Genomic DNA, 15,816 nt, shown 5'->3' with positions numbered 1-15,816 from the left:
GATGACTGCCCCCATTTGGATGGCCCTACCACCCGAAGTGCACTCGACGCTGCTCTCCAGCGGTCCAGGCGCCGGGTCGTTGCTGGCTGCCGCGGGGGCCTGGCAGTCGCTGAGCACCGAATACGCTTCGGCGGCAGCAGAACTCACCAGCGTGCTGGGCTCGGTGCAGGCCGGGTCCTGGGAAGGGCCGAGCTCGGAGCAGTACATCACCGCGCACGGGCCCTACCTGACCTGGCTGGCGCAGCAGAGCGCGAACAGCGCTGCGGTGGCCGTGCAGCACGAGACGGCGGCCGCGGCGTACACCACGGCCGTGGCGGCCATGCCGACCATGCCCGAGCTGGCGCTCAACCACGTGGTGCACGGTGTGCTGCTCGCGACGAACTTCTTCGGCATCAACATGATTCCGATCGCGGTCAACGAGGCCGACTACGTGCGGATGTGGATCCAGGCCGCCACCACCATGGCCACCTACCAGGCTGTCTCGGGGGCCGCCGTGATGGCGGCGCCGACCAGCACGCCGTCGCCGATGCTGCTCAAGCCGGGCGCCGGGGAAGCCGGCGCCGCCTCGGCCAACGCACAGCAGATGATGGCGCAGGCGACGGCGACGGATTCGGGGTCAGCGCTGACCAACGCCGACGCGACGGCCGACAACGAGTACCCCAACCTGCCGCAGTGGCTGGTCGATTACCTCGGTAACGACTCGATGATCGGCGGCAAGGAGCTGCTGAGGTTCCTCAACGATCCGCTCGGAACCATCCAGAGCATGCTCACGGACCTGATGACCAACCCGTCCGGCTTCCTGACCACCTGGGGTCCGTTCCTGTTCGGCGTCATCTATCAGTTGATCTTCCAGCCGGTGGGTTGGGGAACGTGGATCGGTGTCGCGCTGTCGCCGTTCCTGGCCCCACTGCTCGGCATGGGCCTTGCCGCACTGGGTTTCCTCGATCTGCTTCCCACCGACGATGTGGCACCGGACGAGGCTCCCGCCGACGCCGATGTTCCGGCGGGACCGGTGCGCGCCGATCAAGGGCTGCCGATGGCCGGCCTGTCCCCGGCGGGTTTCGGCGGTGGAGCCGGCGCGGGCGCTGCGCCCGCCGCTGCGCCTGCCGCCGGAGGTGTCGCCGCACCGGCACCCGTCGCGGCGGCAGCCTTCGCACCGTATGCGGTACTCGGCAGTGACCCCGACGAGGGATTCAGCCCGACCGTGGGCGGCAAGTCCAGTGCCTCGGCACCGGCTTCCGGCATCCCCGCGGCGGCATCCGGTGTGGCCGCATCGCTGGCGGCACGGCGCAAGCGGCGTCGCAAGCGCGGTGCGGCATTGGAAGACCACGCCTACGCGGACGCCTACATGGACTACGAGCAACCCGACCCGGACCCGGCACCGAAGCCGGAGCCGCGGGTGCGGGCGTCCGAAAGCGGCACCGGCACGATCGGATTCACCGGTACCGAGACGAAATCCGATACCACGGCGGCCGGTCTGACCACGCTGGCCGGCGAGAGCTACGACGAGAGTCCGTCCTCGCCGATGCTGCCCGGTTCCTGGGAACCCGGCGATTCGCAAGGGGGTACCCGCAGCTGACCAGATCATCTTCATCACGTTCGATGCACCGCCAAATGTCTACGACCCGAAAGGAAAATCCATGAGCATGTTGGACGCTCACATCCCCCAGCTGATCGCCTCCGAGGCGGCGTTCAGTGCCAAGGCCGCCCTGATGCGCAGCACCATCGCGCAGGCCGAGCAGGCTGCCATGTCGTCGCAGGCCTTCCACATGGGTGAGGCCTCGGCTGCCTTCCAGGCCGCGCACGCCCGATTCGTCGAGGTCTCGGCCAAGGTCAACGCCCTGCTCGATTACGCGCAGCTCAACCTCGGCGACGCCGCGGGCACCTACGTGGCCCAGGATGCCGCCGCGGCCAGCACCTACACCTCCATCTGACCGAGCTAGATCTACAGGGATACAGGAGTTTTCATGTCTCAGATCATGTACAACTACCCGGCCATGCTGGCTCACGCCGGCGAGATGAACACCTACTCGGCTGCCCTGCACGCCGTCGGTGCCGACATCGCCGCCGAGCAGGCCGCACTGAGCAGCGCCTGGCAGGGTGACACCGGTATGACCTACCAGGCCTGGCAGGCCCAGTGGAACCAGGCGATGGAAGAGCTGACCCGGGCGTACCGGGCCATGGCGTCCACTCACGAGATGAACACCATGTCGATGAGTGCGCGCGACGCCGCCGAAGGCGCCAAGTGGGGCTGATGCCGGTGACCTGTGGGGGCTAACGCCGTCGAGCTGACCACCGACCAGGCCTGGTACCTCGCCGAGGTACTGGGCGCCGGGGCGTACCCGTGGGTGCTGGCCATCACGCCGCCCTACAGCGAACCGGCACAGCGGGCCGGCTTCGTTGCCGGACAGGCCGCTGAACTGACCAGGATGGGCGTGCTCGACGCCGGTGGCGGAGTCAATCCGCGGGTGGCGCAATGGGTTCGGCTGGCCTGCCGGGCGACCCAGTGGCTGGACCTGCGGTTTGTCTCCGGGCCGGGAGATCTGCTGCGAGGCATCGTGGCTCGGTCGGAAGGCCGGACTGTTGTCGTGCTGCGCAACGCACAGTTGGTGACGTTCACCGAGATGGACATCGCCCACCCGCACGCCCTGGGTCCGGTGCTCACGGCCGGGCTGTCACAGCGCAAACCGGCCCGGTTCGAGGAGTTCGCGCTGCCTGCCGCGGCCGGCGCCCGCGCCGACGAGCAGATCCGAAACGGCACCCCGTTGACCGAGGTGCTGGGATTTCTCGGGGTCCCGTCCTCGGCCCGCCCGATCGTGGAGGCGGTGTTCGACGGGCGCCGGACGTACGTGGAGATCGTGGCCGGTGAGCATCGCGACGGACACCGGGTCACCACCCAGGTGGGGGTCAGCATCATCGACACCCCCGGAGGCCGGATTCTGGTCTCCCCGTCGAAAGCCTTCGACGGGGAGTGGATCTCGACCTTCACGGCGGGAAGTGCCGACGCGATCGCGATGGCGATCGAACGGCTCACCGCCTCACTACCGAGCGGTTCCTGGTTCCCGGACCAACCGCTCATCCGCGACTTCGACAGCGAAGCCGTCAATGACATTTTTTCTAATAACGATGTACCCCACCAAGATCCACGCTCCATGAGAAGAACCCAGAAAGCATAGGAATGTCCGACAACACTGTGATGCCGATCGTCCGGGTGGCCGTGCTGGCCGCTGGAGACGACGGTGGCCGGCTGACCGAGATGGCCCTGCCGTCCGAGCTGCCGCTGCGCGAGATTCTGCCCGCGGTCCAGCGCATCGTGCTGCCCCCCAACGCCGGCGGCGATGATGGCGCGAGCGCCCCGGACCCGGTGCGGCTCAGCCTGGCCCCGGTGGGGGGTGCTCCCTACAGCTTGGACGCCACCCTCGACACGGTCGGTGTGGTGGACGGGGATCTGCTTGCGCTGCAGGCCGTCCCCGCCGGCCCGGCCGCCCCGCGCATCGTCGAGGACATCGCCGACGCCGCGGTGATCTTCTCGGCTGCCCGCCGACGCCCGTGGGGCACCGCGCACATTGCCCGGGGTGCGGCGCTGGCCGTGATCGGGCTGATCCTGGTGGGCACCGGCCTGGCCGTCGCCCATCGCGTGCTGACCGGTGAACTGCTCGGGCTGTTCGTGGTGAGTGGTATCGCCATCGCCGCCGTGCTCGCCTCCCTGTCGACCAGGAGCCGATCGGGGGCCCTGGCGACCGCGTTGGCCGTCACCGGGCTCGTCCCCGTCGGCGCGGCGTTCGCTCTCGGTGTGCCAGGCGGTTTCGGTGCGCCCAGCATCCTGCTGGCCGCGGCCGGAGTGGCGGCATGGTCGCTGATCAGCATGGCCAGCTCACCCGACGACCGGGGTATCGCGGTGTTCACCGCGGCCACGGTGGCCGGAGCCGGGGTGTTGCTGGTCGCCGGTGCGGCCTCACTGTGGGAGATCAACGCGACCGTGATCGGGTGTGCCCTGATCCTGATCGCCCTGGTGGTCACGGTCCAGGCCGCCCAACTGTCCGCGATGTGGGCCCGCTTCCCGCTGCCGGTCATCCCGGCGCCGGGTGATCCTTCCCCGTCGGCACAACCGCTTTCGGTGCTGGCCGACCTGCCGCGCCGGGTCCAGGTGAGCCAGTCGCACCAGACCGGCGTGATCGCCGCGGGTGTGCTGCTCGGTGTCGCGGGATCGGTGGCCCTGGTGGCTTCGTCGACCGCGTCGCCGTGGGCCTGGTACGTGGTCGTCGCTTTGGCGCTCGGTGCTGTGCTGCGGGCTCGTGTCTGGGATTCCGCCTCCTGCAAGTCCTGGCTGCTGGCCCATCCGTACGTGCTGTCCGTTGCCCTGTTGGTGGCCTTCGCGATCGACGGCCGGTACCAGGCTGCCTGGTTGGCGCTGGCGGTGCTCGCGGCGCTCGTCGTGGTGTGGGTTTTCGCCGCGCTGAATCCGCGGGCGGCGTCGCCGGATACCTACTCGCTGCCGATGCGGCGCCTGGTGGGCTTCCTGGCGACCGGGCTCGATGCTTCGCTGATTCCGGTGATGGCCTTCCTCATCGGGCTGTTCAGCCTCGTTATCGACAGGTGATGAATCGGTGATCCACAAAAGTCTGGGTGTCCTGGCCACAGCCGGTCTGGTGCTGTTGGTCGGCTCCCCGTCAGCGGGTGCGGTGAGCCCGCCCGAGGTCGACCCGCAGGTCGCCCCACCAGCCGGCAGTGCCGGTCCGGTGGAGGCGATGGCGCAGCGTTCGGCGTGCGTCGCCACCGAGGCGAGGCCGGGTACCGATCCCGGTGCGGTCAACCCGAACCAGTTGGCGCTCAACCTGTCCGGTGCCTGGAAACAGAGCCGGGGGCAGGGGCAGACCGTTGCGGTCATCGACACCGGAGTGCAGCCGGGACCCCGGTTGCCCCATGTCGAGGGCGGTGGAGACTTCATCGAATCCACCGATGGCCTGACCGACTGTGACGGCCATGGCACCGCGGTCGCCGGTCTGATCGCCGGCCAACCCGGATCCGACGGGTTCTCCGGCGTGGCGCCGGAGGCCCGGTTGATCTCGATCCGGCAGAACTCACCGCGCTTCGCGCCGCGTACGCCCAGCGCCGACGCCGCCGAGGCCCGCGCCGTCGCCGATGTGGCCAGCCTGGCCCGGGCCGTGGTGCGTGCCGCCGACATGGGTGCGCGCGTCATCAACATCTCGGTGGTGACGTGCCTTCCCGCCGACAAACAGGTCGACCAGACCGAACTCGGTGCGGCACTGCGTTATGCGGCGGTCGAGAAGGACGCGGTCATCATCGCGGCCGCGGGCAACACCCAGGGTGGGGTCACCACCGGGACCGCGTGCGCGTCCAATCCGCTGTCCGGAACTCCGGGTGATCCGCGCAACTGGGGCGGCGTCTCCTCGGTGTCGATCCCGTCGTGGTGGCAGCCCTACGTGTTGTCGGTCGGCGCGCTGAACGCCACCGGGCAGCCGTCCGGATTCACCATGGCCGGCCCCTGGGTCGGGATCTCGGCGCCGGGCGAGAACATCTCCTCGGTGAGCAACGGACCCGGCGGAGGGTTGGCCAACGCGCTGCCCACCGATCAGGGCAAGCTGATCCCGCTCAGCGGTACCAGTTACGCCACGGCTTACGTGTCCGGCGTTGCAGCCCTGGTGCGCAGCAAGTTTCCCGATCTGAACGCCCGCCAGGTGGTGCACCGGTTGACCACGACCGCGCAGGGCGCCGCCCGCTCGCCGTCGAACATCATCGGCGCCGGGGGTGTCGATCCGGTGGCCGCACTCACCTGGGATGTCGCAGACATGCCGCTGGACGGACCGGCGGCTCCTGCAGGCAAACCCATTGCCGCACCACAAGAACCAGCCCCGCGTGACAACACCGGCCGAATCGTCGCTTTCGCCGGCACCGGAGCACTTGCGCTGGCGGCCATTGCCGTTGCGTTCAGCGCGTACAGACGGAAGGACCATTCATGACCGCCCGACTTGCGTTGGCGTCGCTGTTCATCGTCGCAGCCGTCCTGGCCCGGCCATGGCAGACCAACACCGAACGGTGGGTGCTCGGAGTTTCCGTCGCGGCTGTGGTGCTGTTGCTCGCCTGGTGGGGTGGGCTGTTCCTGACCACGCGGGTCGCCCGGCACATCGCCGTGTGGCGGCGCAACCTCGCCAAGAGCCGGCCGGCTGACAAGCCGGGCGTGGAGACCGTCACGCTGCGGGTCGATCCCGCGGACCCGGCCCAGTTGCCGGTGGTGGTCAGCTACCTGGACCGCTACGGCATTCGCTGCGACAAGGTCCGGGTCACCCACCGTGACGCCGGTGGCACCCGCCGCAGCTGGATCAGCCTGACCGTGGCAGCAGCGGACAATCTCGCTGCGCTGCGCGCCCGTTCGTCGCAGATCCCGTTGCGGGACACCACCGAAATCGTCGGGCGTCGGCTCGCCGACCACCTGCGTGAGCAGGGTTGGACCGTCACGCTCGTCGACGGAGTGGACTCCCCGCTGCCTGACCCGGGTAAGGAAACCTGGCGCGGGGTGAAGGACGACTCAGGATTCGTGGCGGCCTATCGCGTCAGCGTCAGCGACAAGCTGGACGCCGTACTCGCCGGGATCGGCGCCCTGCCGGCCCAGGAAACCTGGACGGCACTGGAATTCACCGGATCTCCGACCCAGCCTCAGCTGACGGTGGGCGCGGCGATCCGCACGGCGGACCGGCCCGCACGCAAGGCGCCGCTGGCCGGCCTGAAACCGGCGGGTGGCCGGCACCGTCCGGCGTTGGCTGCGTTGAACCCGTTGTCCTCGGACCGTCTGGAGGGGGCCCCGGCCGCGCCGCCGAAGGCGCTGCCGGCGTCCGTCGAGCGGTCAGTCGAACATGAAATCCCGCAGGAAGCGGGTCATCCGGCGTAGGTAGTCCGGCTGGCTCACATGTAGCAGGTGGTTGCCCGGGAACCAGTGGAACGCGCAGCGATCCCAGTGTTCCCACAGCATCTCGGCCTGCTGCGGTGGAGCCAGCCGGTCACCCAGGCCGGCGATGATCATCCGTCGGTCCTTGGGCACCAGCGGACGGTAATTCAGCGGCGAGGTGTAACGCGCCGCCGCTTCGATCAAAGCGGGATCGGTTCGGGCCACACGCCGTTGCAGGGCCACCAGCTTGTTGGCCGGGAACCACTCGTCGACCGTGCGATCCGGCGTCACCACAGGAACATTCGGCACCACAGCCTGAATCCGGTCGTCGACACTGGCCAGGAGCGCCGAGGTGAACCCACCCAGTGAAATGCCGGTCAGGGCGATCCGGTCGACACCGGTGGACTCCAGATAGTCGATCACCGAACGGAAGTCGTGCACAGCCTGGGCCATGGCCTCGGAGAAGCCGGCGTACCCGTGGGAAAAGTATCCGTAGCCGCTGAACGGTGAGAACCGTTCGGCGCGTTGACCGTGAAACGGCAAGGTGTACAACAGCACGTCGTATCCGGAGCGGTAGAACCACGGCAACGACAGGAACAGCCCGTTGGCCAGATACGGCGATCCCATGAAACCGTGGATCACACACAACGTCGGGTGCGGGCCGTCGTCATGGCGCCAATGTTGGGCCCGCACAACGTTGTTGCGGGTGAATCCGCCGCACATCTCGCGCAGTGCCGGGTTGACCGCGGTGAAGCCGCTCTGGAACCGGATGTTCTCGACCCGGCCGTGGGCGATCAGCTCGGCAACCGGGTTGGCCTGGCGGGTGGATACCCGGGGTGGCCCGGTGGGCGCCGGGAACGACACCGCGGGATCCTGCGCCGCCGCCAGATCCGCGTAGAACCGCATGTGGTCCTGCTCGGCCCGCGACGCGGCGGGGTGCAGCATCGACGCCAGCGTCGTCGGCACCATCGACGTGGCCACGATCGAGGCGACCCCGGTGCGCAACGCGATGTCGGCGATCGCCGAGGTGTCCACGATGGCCCGCTGCTTCAGCGTCAGCTCGGCGCGCCGCGGAAGGCCGCGCGCACCGGCTTCACCGCCGGGAACGTCGGGAACAGGGATCGGGGGTTCGACCGGATCTGCGCTGGACGGCTCCACGCTTCCCGATGCTAGCCAACTGCTCAGCTCAGCCCGAACAACTTCGCGGCGTTGTCGTGCAGGACATTGCGGCGCCAGGCGTCGTCGACGCCCGGCAGGTCGATCAGGTGGTGGATGGCCTCGGCGTAGCCGTAGGGGATGTTCGGGAAGTCGCTGCCCCACAGGATGTGCTCACCCAGCGCTTTCAGCCGGCTGACCTCGGTGGTGGGGAACGGCATCGTCTCTTCGACGAACGGGGTGAACGCCATCGTGGTGTCCAGCCTCACCTGCTCGAACTGCTCGGCGAGATCCAGGAAGGCGGAGTACTCGGGCATCCCCATGTGCGCGACGATCAGCACCAGCCGCGGATAGCGGGCCAGCAGCTCGGCGATGGGGTCTGGGCCGGTGAACTGACCCGGCACCGGACCGGAACCGCAGTGGATGACCACCGGGACACCGGCGTCCTCGATCAGCCCCCAGACCTCGTCGAGCAGGGGATCGTTCGGGTCGTAGTTGCCTACCTGGATGTGCACCTTGAACACCTGGGTACCTGCGGTGATCGCCTCCGCGACGTACTCGGGGGCCTCGGGTTCCGGGAAGAACGTGGCGGTGTGCAGGCAGTCCGGGGTGCCCTCGGCGAAGCCGACCGCCCACTGGTTGAGCCAGGCGGCCATCTCGGGCTTGTGTGCGTAGATCAGTGAGGAGAATCTGCGGACGCCGAACTCCCGCAGCGTGGCGACCCGCTCGGCCTCGTCGGCGCGGTAGGTGATGGGCCATTCCCGGCCGATCATCGGGCCCTGGCTGTCGAAGTACTGCCACACCTTGTCCATCACGTTCTTGGGCATGAAGTGCGTGTGCACGTCGACGATGCCGGGAAGCTCCAGCTCCGTCCAGATCTTCCGCACTTTCTCCGATTCGTCCATCGCGTCCGACGATATCGACCCGGGTTCGGGGCATGATCGGGGCATGTGGAATCCGGACACGTACCTCGCCTTCGCCGACCATCGGGGCCGGCCGTTCTACGACCTGCTCACGCGGGTCGCGGCGCAGGCGCCACGCCGGGTGGTCGACCTGGGTTGCGGGCCGGGCAACCTGACCGAGACGCTTGCGCAGCGTTGGCCGGGTGCCACGCTGGAGGCCTGGGACAGCTCCCCGGAGATGGTCGCGGCAGCGCAGTCCCGTGGGCTCGAAGCACACGTCGGCGCGATCGAGGAGTGGACGCCGCAACCCGACACCGATGTGGTGGTCACCAACGCGGCACTGCAGTGGGTGCCCACTCATCGCGAACTCGTGGTGCGCTGGGCCGGGCAGCTGGCGCCGGGATCCTGGATCGCCTTCCAGGTGCCGGGCAATTTCGATGCTCCGTCGCACCACGCGGTGCGGGAACTGGCCCGTCGTGAACCGTTCATGGAGCCGCTGCGCGACATGCCGTGGCGCGATGTCGGCCAGGTGGACACGCCCGTCGAATACGCCGGGCTGTTGACCGATGCGGGCTGTGTGGTGGATGCCTGGGAGACCACGTACGTACACCAATTGACTGGTGAGACACCGGTTCTGGACTGGATCACCGGGACGGCTCTGACACAGGTCAAGGGTCGGCTGAGCGAGGAGATGTGGGAGCAATATCGCCAGGCCATCATCCCGATGCTGGCCGAGGCCTATCCGAAGCGCGCTGACGGTACGACGTTCTTTCCGTTCCGTCGCGTGTTCGTGGTGGCGCAAGTCGGCTGATCGCGCTGTGCCACGTTTGTCACGCCAGAGTGGCTCTCGAGGTCGAATGCCACTCTGGCGTGACAACGGCGGGGCCTGGGCATTACCTACGACGTAATCGACATGCGTACGTGCGCGGTCGACGATCGACGCATGCCTACGATGGAGACCGCCGACCGAACCGACATCCACTACACCGACACCGGATCCGGGCCGGTGCTGGTGTTCACCCACTCGTGGGGGCTCAACTCGGGCCAGTGGAATCCGATCATCGAAAGCTTGGTGTGCAAGGGTTTTCGCTGTGTCGCCTACGACCGGCGCGGGCATGGAGGCTCGGGCGCCTACGACGGTGAGTGGACGGTGGATCTGCTGGCCGACGACCTGGCCCGAGTGCTCGAACACCTGGATCTCGACGATGTGACGCTGGTGGGACATTCGCTGGGCTGCGGAGAGATCGTGCGTTACCTCAGCCGGCACGCGACCGGTCGGGTGAATCGCGCGGTGCTGGTGGCGGGGCAACTTCCGTTGGTGGTCCAGACCGCGGAAAACCCCGACGGCGTCCCCGAGGCGATGCTCGACGCCATGCTGGTGGAGCTGGAACGCGATGTGCGGCAATGGTGTATCGACAATGCGCCGCCCTTCTTCGGCGACCACCCGGTGTCACCCGAGGTGGTGAACTGGACCATCGATCAGATCGTGGCGTTGCCCGTCGAGACCCTGCTCGCCACGCAGCGGATGGGCGCCCACGCCGACTACCGTGCCGAGCTCGCCGAACTCGATCTTCCGGTGCTGCTGCTCCACGGTGACGCCGACGCGTCGACGCCCATCGAGCTCACCGGACGACGCACGGCCGCACTGCTGCCGCACGCGGAGCTCGTCGAGATCCCGGGCGCCGCCCACGGGCTGTACCTCACCCACGCCGACCGCATCGTCGACGCGATTTCGGTGCATTTGGTAACGCCAGGCGTTACTGGATGCACCGAAATCACTGGTTAGCGGCGGGTGTTGAGCAGGTCGACGACTTGTTGGACCAGGTCGTCGATGACGGCGCCGGTCGTGTCGAGCACCAGGTCCGGGTTCTCCGGGGCCTCGTAGGGGGCGTCGACGCCGGTGAGCCCGGTGAGCTCGCCGGCGCGGGCCCGCGCGTAGAGCCCTTTGGGATCGCGGCGTGCGCATTCTTCGACGGGGGTCGCGACATGCACCTCGATGAACGGCAGCTTGGCGGCGTCGTTGAGTGCCCGAGCAGTCTCCCGATCGGACTTGAGCGGCGACACCAAAGACGCCAGGGCCACGACGCCGGCATCGGCCAGTAGCCGGGTCAGATGTCCGACGCGGCGGATGTTCTCGGTTCGGTCACCGGCGGAGAAGCCGAGATCATCGGACAGGCCGTGGCGCAGATTGTCGCCGTCGAGCAGATACGCCACCTGACCCGATTCGACCAGGGCCCGCTCGACGGCCACCGCCAGCGTGGACTTGCCGGACGCGGGTAGGCCGGTGAACCAGATCGTGGCGCCGCGTTGCCCCGTGCTGTTCCAGCGGTAGTCGCGGTCCAGTGACGAGGGGTGCCATTTGATGTCTGAGCGGTTGTGCCCGCTCGGCTTGAGCTCCCGGGCCTGCAGGATGATCCCGGCGCCGACGGTGTCATTGGACACCTCGTCGATGAGGATGAACGCCCCGTTGTCGCGGTTGTCGGCGTAGTTGTCGGCGACGAGCACCGAGCTGGTACGCAGCGTGACCGAGCCGATGTCGTTGAGTGCCAGCTCAACCGGGGTCTCGACCTCGTCCAGGGTTTCCGGGTCCAGCTTGGTGTGCAACTCCTGGACCGTGGCCCGCACCGTGCGGGCACCTTGCTTGAGTGCCAGCCGGTCTCCGGCGCGCAGCGGATCGTCGAAGAACCAGCACACCGTCGCGTCGACCTCACGGGCCAGCACCGGCAGCACTGGCTCCGAGAGCCCACTGACGAGGACGTCGCCGCGGCCCACATCGATGTCGTCGGCCAGCTCGATCGAAACCGACAGCGGCGCAACGCCCACCGATCGGTCATCGTCGAGCGTGTCCAGGGCCGTCACCACCGAGCGGGTACCAGCCGGCAGGCTCACGACGGGGTCACCTACCTGAAGCGTGCCCGCGGACAGACGGCCGGTGTAGCGACGGCGCTGTTCCGCTGTCGGCCGCGATACCCATTGGACGGCGAGTCGCAGGCTGGCCGGATCGGCATGCGGCGCAGACAGTTCGACGCCCTCGAGGTATTCGAGCAGGGTCGGGCCGTCGTACCAGGGAGTGTTCTCGGAGCGGTGCACCACATTGTCGCCGAGCTTGGCCGCGATCGGGATGACCGTCAGATCGAGCCCGCCAAGGCGGTCTGCCACCTGCTGCAGTTCCCGTTCGACCTCGGCGAACCGGCCTTTGTCGAAGTCGACCAGGTCGATCTTGTTGACCGTGGCGACAAAGTGCGTGATGCCCAACAGCTTTGCGATGCGGGCGTGGCGACGGGTCTGACGCAGCACTCCGGCCCGGGCATCGACCAGCAGGATCGCCACGTGCGCATTGGAGGCGCCGGTGAACATGTTGCGGGTGTAGCGCTCGTGCCCGGGGGTGTCGGCCAGGATGTAACTGCGGGTGGCGGTGGAGAAGAAACGGTAAGCGACATCGATGGTGATGCCCTGCTCCCGTTCGGCCCGCAGTCCATCGGACAGCGCAGCCAGGTCGGCCACCCCTTCCGAATCGGTGACAGCCTCAAGGTGGTCCAACGGCAGGCTGTCGGTGTCGTGCAGCAGGCGGCCGATCAGGGTGCTCTTGCCGTCGTCCACCGAACCGGCGGTGGTGATGCGCAGCAGTTGACGCGGCCGTGCCTGATTCCCCGTCGCTCCGCTGCGCTCGGCTCGCCTCGTCATCAGAAGTACCCCTCCCGTTTCCGGTCTTCCATCGCCGCAACGGACGTTCGGTCATCGGCGCGGGTCTCGCCGCGTTCGGAGACGGTGGCCGCTGAGATCTCGGCGATCACCCCGTCGATGGTGGTGGCCCGTGACCGCACGGCTCCGGTGATGGTCAGGTCGCCGACGGTGCGGTAGCGCACCCACTCCACCGCCGCCTTCTCGGCGCCGGCGGGTGCGGCGTACTCCGACACCGCGAGCAGGATGCCGTCGCGCTCGAACACCTCGCGCTCGTGGGCGAAGTAGATCGACGGCAGCTCAAGGTTTTCCAGCTCGATGTAGCGCCAGATGTCGAGTTCGGTCCAGTTCGAGAGCGGGAACACCCGCACCTGCTCACCCTTGCGGATCCGGCCGTTGTACAGCGACCACGGCTCAGGGCGCTGGGCTCGCGGATCCCACTGACCGAACTCGTCGCGGAAACTCAGGATGCGTTCCTTGGCCCGCGCCCGCTCTTCGTCGCGGCGGGCGCCGCCGAACGCCGCGTCGAATCCACCGGCCTCCAGCGCATCCAGCAGCGTGCGCGTCTGCTGGCGGTTGCGGGAGGCTCCCGGACCGGGATCGGCTACCCGACCGCTGTCGATGGTCTCCTGTACCGAGGCCACCACCAGCTTGTGGCCGAGCCCGGTGGTGCGGCGGTCGCGGAACTTGATGACCTCGTCGAAGTTGTGCCCGGTATCCACATGCAGCACCGGGAACGGCAACGGTGAGGGGCGAAAAGCCTTCTCGGCCAACCGCAAAAGGACGATGGAATCCTTGCCCGCCGAGAACAGCAGCACCGGCCGCTGCAGTTCGGCGACGACCTCGCGGATGATGTGCACCGCCTCGGCTTCCAGCAGTCGTAACTCGTCGACATGCACAGTGTCAGAAGCTGTCATACCGGCAACCCCTCTTTCTCGGCATCGCGGCGGTAGCGGTCCACCCATTCGTCGGATCGCTGATCTGCCTGACGTTCCAGAACCGGCTGCGGCGCCAGTCGCGGGTCCAGGCCCAGCGCCTCCAGCACCGTGGCCACCACGGTCGTCAGGTTGCGCCACAGGTACGGGTAGGACACGTCGATGGGGGAGATGTTCTCCTCGGCGAACCAGGAGCGCCAGCCTTCCTCCTGGGCCTGCATCAGCCGGATCACATGGGCGATGGCGCCCGCGTGGTACTCGGCACGGGCATCGCGCACCGGATCGGCCCGGCCGCGCCACACCCTGGTCTGCACCGCCCGCCAGAACGAAACCGCCTGCGACACAACGTCAGGGCGGTAGACGTGGACGAGCACCGGGTCGCCGCCGGTGACATCGCGGATCGCGGCGAGCAGGCCGGGCCCGGATCGTTCGGGCAGACCCTCGACGCGGTCCAGCAGCAGCGGCGTCTGGTTCCACATGAGTTTCCCGCCCCACACCCCGTTGGGGGTCCGGCCGACGGTGCGGATGTAGTCACGCCAGATCTCGGCCGGGGCCAGGTCCGGCTTGCCCTCGACCAGGGGGTCGAGCAGGCGCAGGATCGACTCGTCCTCGACACCGGCGAACCACTCCCGCGGCTGCGGCGACATGCTGGTGGTCGGCAGGTACTGGAAGAACTCCTGGGGTTCGCCGGCCATGCCGGTGGCACGCAGGGATTCCACCAGCAAGGTGCTGCCGCTGCGCTGGGATGCGAGCACCAGGTAGGCCGTCGGATGATCTGGCATGGGCGAGACTCTAACCATGATTTGTTTGCGGCGCCTATTTAAGTGGGCGTCAAGAGTTTTCGTTCACCGTGAGGAAAACTATTGGCGGGTATCGGTGATGCCGCGGTCGGCGGCGATGGCCGATCTGCTGGTGGCGGGACGGCCATGGATATGCAGATACGTCTCGGTGTAACGCTCCGATATCCGGGTGCCGGCGAATTCAGAGGGAATGACATCCAGCGTCTTCTCGCGCCAGTCGTTCAGTAACAGTGCCAAGTCGTTCGCGATCGCCTCGGCCTTGTCGGTGGCGTCCGCTCCCAGCAGGTTGTTGTTCTCGGTCGGGTCCGCGACGAGGTCGTACAGTTCGCGACCGGGACGCGGGCTCAGGACGGTATCGCCGAGTGCACGTCCCGAGGGGCTGTCGGCGATATCCCACGGCAGGTCCAACAATGGCCGCGCCGCGTAATTCTCGATATAGCTGTATTCCTTTGTGCGAATGGCGCGAATCGGGTCGAAAGAATCGTGATAGGTCTTTGTCGTGTACACCTCGGACCGGACCTCTGCGGTTTCCGTAGGCGTCGCCGTGAGGTTGCTGGCATGGGACAGCCCCTCGACCTCGTCGGGGATCTCGACGCCGAGGAGGTCCAGCAGGGTGGGGAGCAGATCGACCCCGCTGAACAGTTCGTCGTAGCGGCGCGGCGCCACAGCAGACCCCCGCGGCGGGCGCACGATCAAGGCGATGCCGGTGCCCGCGTCGTACAGCGTCGACTTGGCCCGGGGCAATGCCGGCCCGTGGTCGGTCATGAACACCACCCACGTGCTCTCGTCGAGACCGGTCGCGGTCAACGTGGCGAGCAGTTCGCCCACCTTGGCGTCCGCGACCGCGATCGAGCCGTAGAACTCCGCGAGGTCGTCGCGCACCTCGGTGGTGTCGGGCAGATAGTCGGGAGGCTCGACGGACGCGGAATCGGCTGGCTCGTATCGGTCGCGCGGGTACGGCCGGTGCGTCTCGAAGAACCCGGCGGTCAGCAGGAACGGTTGCCGCGGCGGTGCGGTCAGCCAGGCGTTGGCCTGCTCGACGACATACTCGCAGAACGAGTTCGACACGTCGTACTCGGCGTACCCCAGATTGGCCGGCTGCGAAGTTTCGTGTTGCATACCGAACAGGGCTGTGTGCCAGCCTGATTCGGCAAGAAGGTGCGGGAGCGTGCGTACCCCGGCGCGGTACTCCCAGCCGTGGTGGGCCAGGCCCACCAGGCCGTTGCTCTGCGGGTAGCGGCCGGTGAACAGCGAGCCCCGCGACGGTGAGCACAGCGGGGCGGTGGCGTGGGCGCGGGTGAACAGCACTCCCTCGGCGGCGAGGCGGTCGAGGTGCGGGCTGGTCACGTCCGGGTGGCCATATACGCCGAGGTAGCGCCCCAGATCATGCCAGTGCACGATCAGCAGGTTCTGCCGTTGCGGCTCGGTCACGTCACATC

The 15,816-nt window shown here is 67.9% G+C and carries 15 protein-coding genes; 9 read left to right on the top strand and 6 right to left on the bottom strand.

What is annotated here, in order from left to right; genetic code table 11:
• Position 1: 1 nt before the first annotated feature.
• The 7 genes from AB0876_RS22260 to eccE all read left to right on the top strand — a co-directional run bounded on the left by AB0876_RS22260 (position 2) and on the right by eccE (position 6,907).
• Positions 2-1,579 carry a PPE domain-containing protein gene (locus AB0876_RS22260; protein WP_491842081.1) on the top strand — a complete coding sequence of 526 codons (1,578 nt, stop codon included), beginning with the start codon at positions 2-4 and terminating at the stop codon, positions 1,577-1,579.
• Positions 1,580-1,640: 61 nt separating this feature from the next.
• The gene (gene esxG, locus AB0876_RS22255) at positions 1,641-1,934 is read left to right on the top strand and encodes a type VII secretion system protein EsxG (protein WP_064886591.1); all 294 of its coding nucleotides are present in this window, start codon (positions 1,641-1,643) and stop codon (positions 1,932-1,934) included.
• A gap of 33 nt (positions 1,935-1,967) precedes the next feature.
• On the top strand, positions 1,968-2,255 hold the full coding sequence (locus AB0876_RS22250; protein WP_044515203.1) for a WXG100 family type VII secretion target: 288 nt from the start codon (positions 1,968-1,970) through the stop codon (positions 2,253-2,255).
• Between the two features lie 12 nt (positions 2,256-2,267).
• On the top strand, positions 2,268-3,176 hold the full coding sequence (locus tag AB0876_RS22245) for an ESX secretion-associated protein EspG (RefSeq protein WP_491842080.1): 909 nt from the start codon (positions 2,268-2,270) through the stop codon (positions 3,174-3,176).
• 2 nt (positions 3,177-3,178) lie between these two features.
• Positions 3,179-4,600 (top strand): type VII secretion integral membrane protein EccD, encoded by a 1,422-nt coding sequence (eccD, locus tag AB0876_RS22240; RefSeq protein WP_491842079.1) that lies wholly within the window; start codon positions 3,179-3,181, stop codon positions 4,598-4,600.
• 7 nt (positions 4,601-4,607) lie between these two features.
• On the top strand, positions 4,608-5,981 hold the full coding sequence (gene mycP, locus AB0876_RS22235; RefSeq protein WP_491842078.1) for a type VII secretion-associated serine protease mycosin: 1,374 nt from the start codon (positions 4,608-4,610) through the stop codon (positions 5,979-5,981).
• Positions 5,978-6,907, top strand: a complete 930-nt coding sequence (gene eccE / locus AB0876_RS22230; protein WP_491842077.1) for a type VII secretion protein EccE — start codon at positions 5,978-5,980, stop codon at positions 6,905-6,907. Before mycP ends, eccE begins: the two co-directional genes overlap by 4 nt.
• Here eccE and AB0876_RS22225 read toward each other — a convergent pair.
• Positions 6,863-8,062: an alpha/beta hydrolase family protein gene (locus AB0876_RS22225; protein WP_491842076.1), complete on the bottom strand. Its 1,200-nt coding sequence runs from the start codon at positions 8,060-8,062 to the stop codon at positions 6,863-6,865. The two genes, eccE and AB0876_RS22225, sit on opposite strands and share 45 nt — an antisense overlap.
• A 23-nt stretch (positions 8,063-8,085) precedes the next feature.
• Entirely contained in the window at positions 8,086-8,964 is an 879-nt protein-coding gene (locus AB0876_RS22220; RefSeq protein ID WP_491842075.1) for an amidohydrolase family protein, read from the bottom strand.
• Positions 8,965-9,007: 43 nt separating this feature from the next.
• Between AB0876_RS22220 and AB0876_RS22215 the strand changes: the two genes are divergently transcribed.
• Both AB0876_RS22215 and AB0876_RS22210 read left to right on the top strand, forming a co-directional pair.
• Entirely contained in the window at positions 9,008-9,772 is a 765-nt protein-coding gene (locus AB0876_RS22215) for a trans-aconitate 2-methyltransferase (RefSeq protein WP_491842074.1), read from the top strand.
• A gap of 132 nt (positions 9,773-9,904) precedes the next feature.
• Positions 9,905-10,747, top strand: coding sequence for an alpha/beta fold hydrolase (locus tag AB0876_RS22210; RefSeq protein WP_491842073.1), 843 nt, complete (start codon positions 9,905-9,907; stop codon positions 10,745-10,747).
• On the opposite strand, the gene cysN is transcribed toward AB0876_RS22210, so the two are convergent.
• The 4 genes from cysN to AB0876_RS22190 form a co-directional block, all read right to left on the bottom strand.
• Positions 10,744-12,645, bottom strand: coding sequence for a sulfate adenylyltransferase subunit CysN (cysN, locus tag AB0876_RS22205; protein WP_491842072.1), 1,902 nt, complete (start codon positions 12,643-12,645; stop codon positions 10,744-10,746). The genes AB0876_RS22210 and cysN overlap by 4 nt on opposite strands.
• Positions 12,645-13,559, bottom strand: a complete 915-nt coding sequence (gene cysD, locus AB0876_RS22200; protein WP_491842071.1) for a sulfate adenylyltransferase subunit CysD — start codon at positions 13,557-13,559, stop codon at positions 12,645-12,647. The genes cysN and cysD overlap by 1 nt, the downstream gene beginning before the upstream one ends.
• Positions 13,556-14,359: a trehalose 2-sulfotransferase gene (gene stf0 / locus AB0876_RS22195; protein ID WP_491842070.1), complete on the bottom strand. Its 804-nt coding sequence runs from the start codon at positions 14,357-14,359 to the stop codon at positions 13,556-13,558. The genes cysD and stf0 overlap by 4 nt, the downstream gene beginning before the upstream one ends.
• Positions 14,360-14,437: 78 nt before the next feature.
• Complete coding sequence (locus AB0876_RS22190) at positions 14,438-15,808, bottom strand: sulfatase family protein (protein WP_491842069.1); 1,371 nt, start codon at positions 15,806-15,808, stop codon at positions 14,438-14,440.
• Positions 15,809-15,816: the final 8 nt, after the last annotated feature.

It is taken from the genome of Mycobacterium sp. NPDC049093 (assembly GCF_040704635.1).
Classification (GTDB): domain Bacteria; phylum Actinomycetota; class Actinomycetes; order Mycobacteriales; family Mycobacteriaceae; genus Mycobacterium.
This window is presented reverse-complemented; position numbering and strand designations above follow the sequence as displayed.

Bases quoted from the DNA above. Each gene is read 5' to 3' on its own strand.
- AB0876_RS22260 (WP_491842081.1), top strand. From the start codon at position 2: ATGACTGCCCCCATTTGGATGGCCCTACCACCCGAAGTGCACTCGACG.
- esxG (WP_064886591.1), top strand. From the start codon at position 1,641: ATGAGCATGTTGGACGCTCACATCCCCCAGCTGATCGCCTCCGAGGCG.
- AB0876_RS22250 (WP_044515203.1), top strand. From the start codon at position 1,968: ATGTCTCAGATCATGTACAACTACCCGGCCATGCTGGCTCACGCCGGC.
- eccD (WP_491842079.1), top strand. From the start codon at position 3,179: ATGTCCGACAACACTGTGATGCCGATCGTCCGGGTGGCCGTGCTGGCC.
- eccE (WP_491842077.1), top strand. From the start codon at position 5,978: ATGACCGCCCGACTTGCGTTGGCGTCGCTGTTCATCGTCGCAGCCGTC.
- AB0876_RS22220 (WP_491842075.1), bottom strand. From the start codon at position 8,964: ATGGACGAATCGGAGAAAGTGCGGAAGATCTGGACGGAGCTGGAGCTT.
- AB0876_RS22215 (WP_491842074.1), top strand. From the start codon at position 9,008: ATGTGGAATCCGGACACGTACCTCGCCTTCGCCGACCATCGGGGCCGG.
- AB0876_RS22210 (WP_491842073.1), top strand. From the start codon at position 9,905: ATGCCTACGATGGAGACCGCCGACCGAACCGACATCCACTACACCGAC.
- cysN (WP_491842072.1), bottom strand. From the start codon at position 12,645: ATGACGAGGCGAGCCGAGCGCAGCGGAGCGACGGGGAATCAGGCACGG.
- cysD (WP_491842071.1), bottom strand. From the start codon at position 13,559: ATGACAGCTTCTGACACTGTGCATGTCGACGAGTTACGACTGCTGGAA.
- stf0 (WP_491842070.1), bottom strand. From the start codon at position 14,359: ATGCCAGATCATCCGACGGCCTACCTGGTGCTCGCATCCCAGCGCAGC.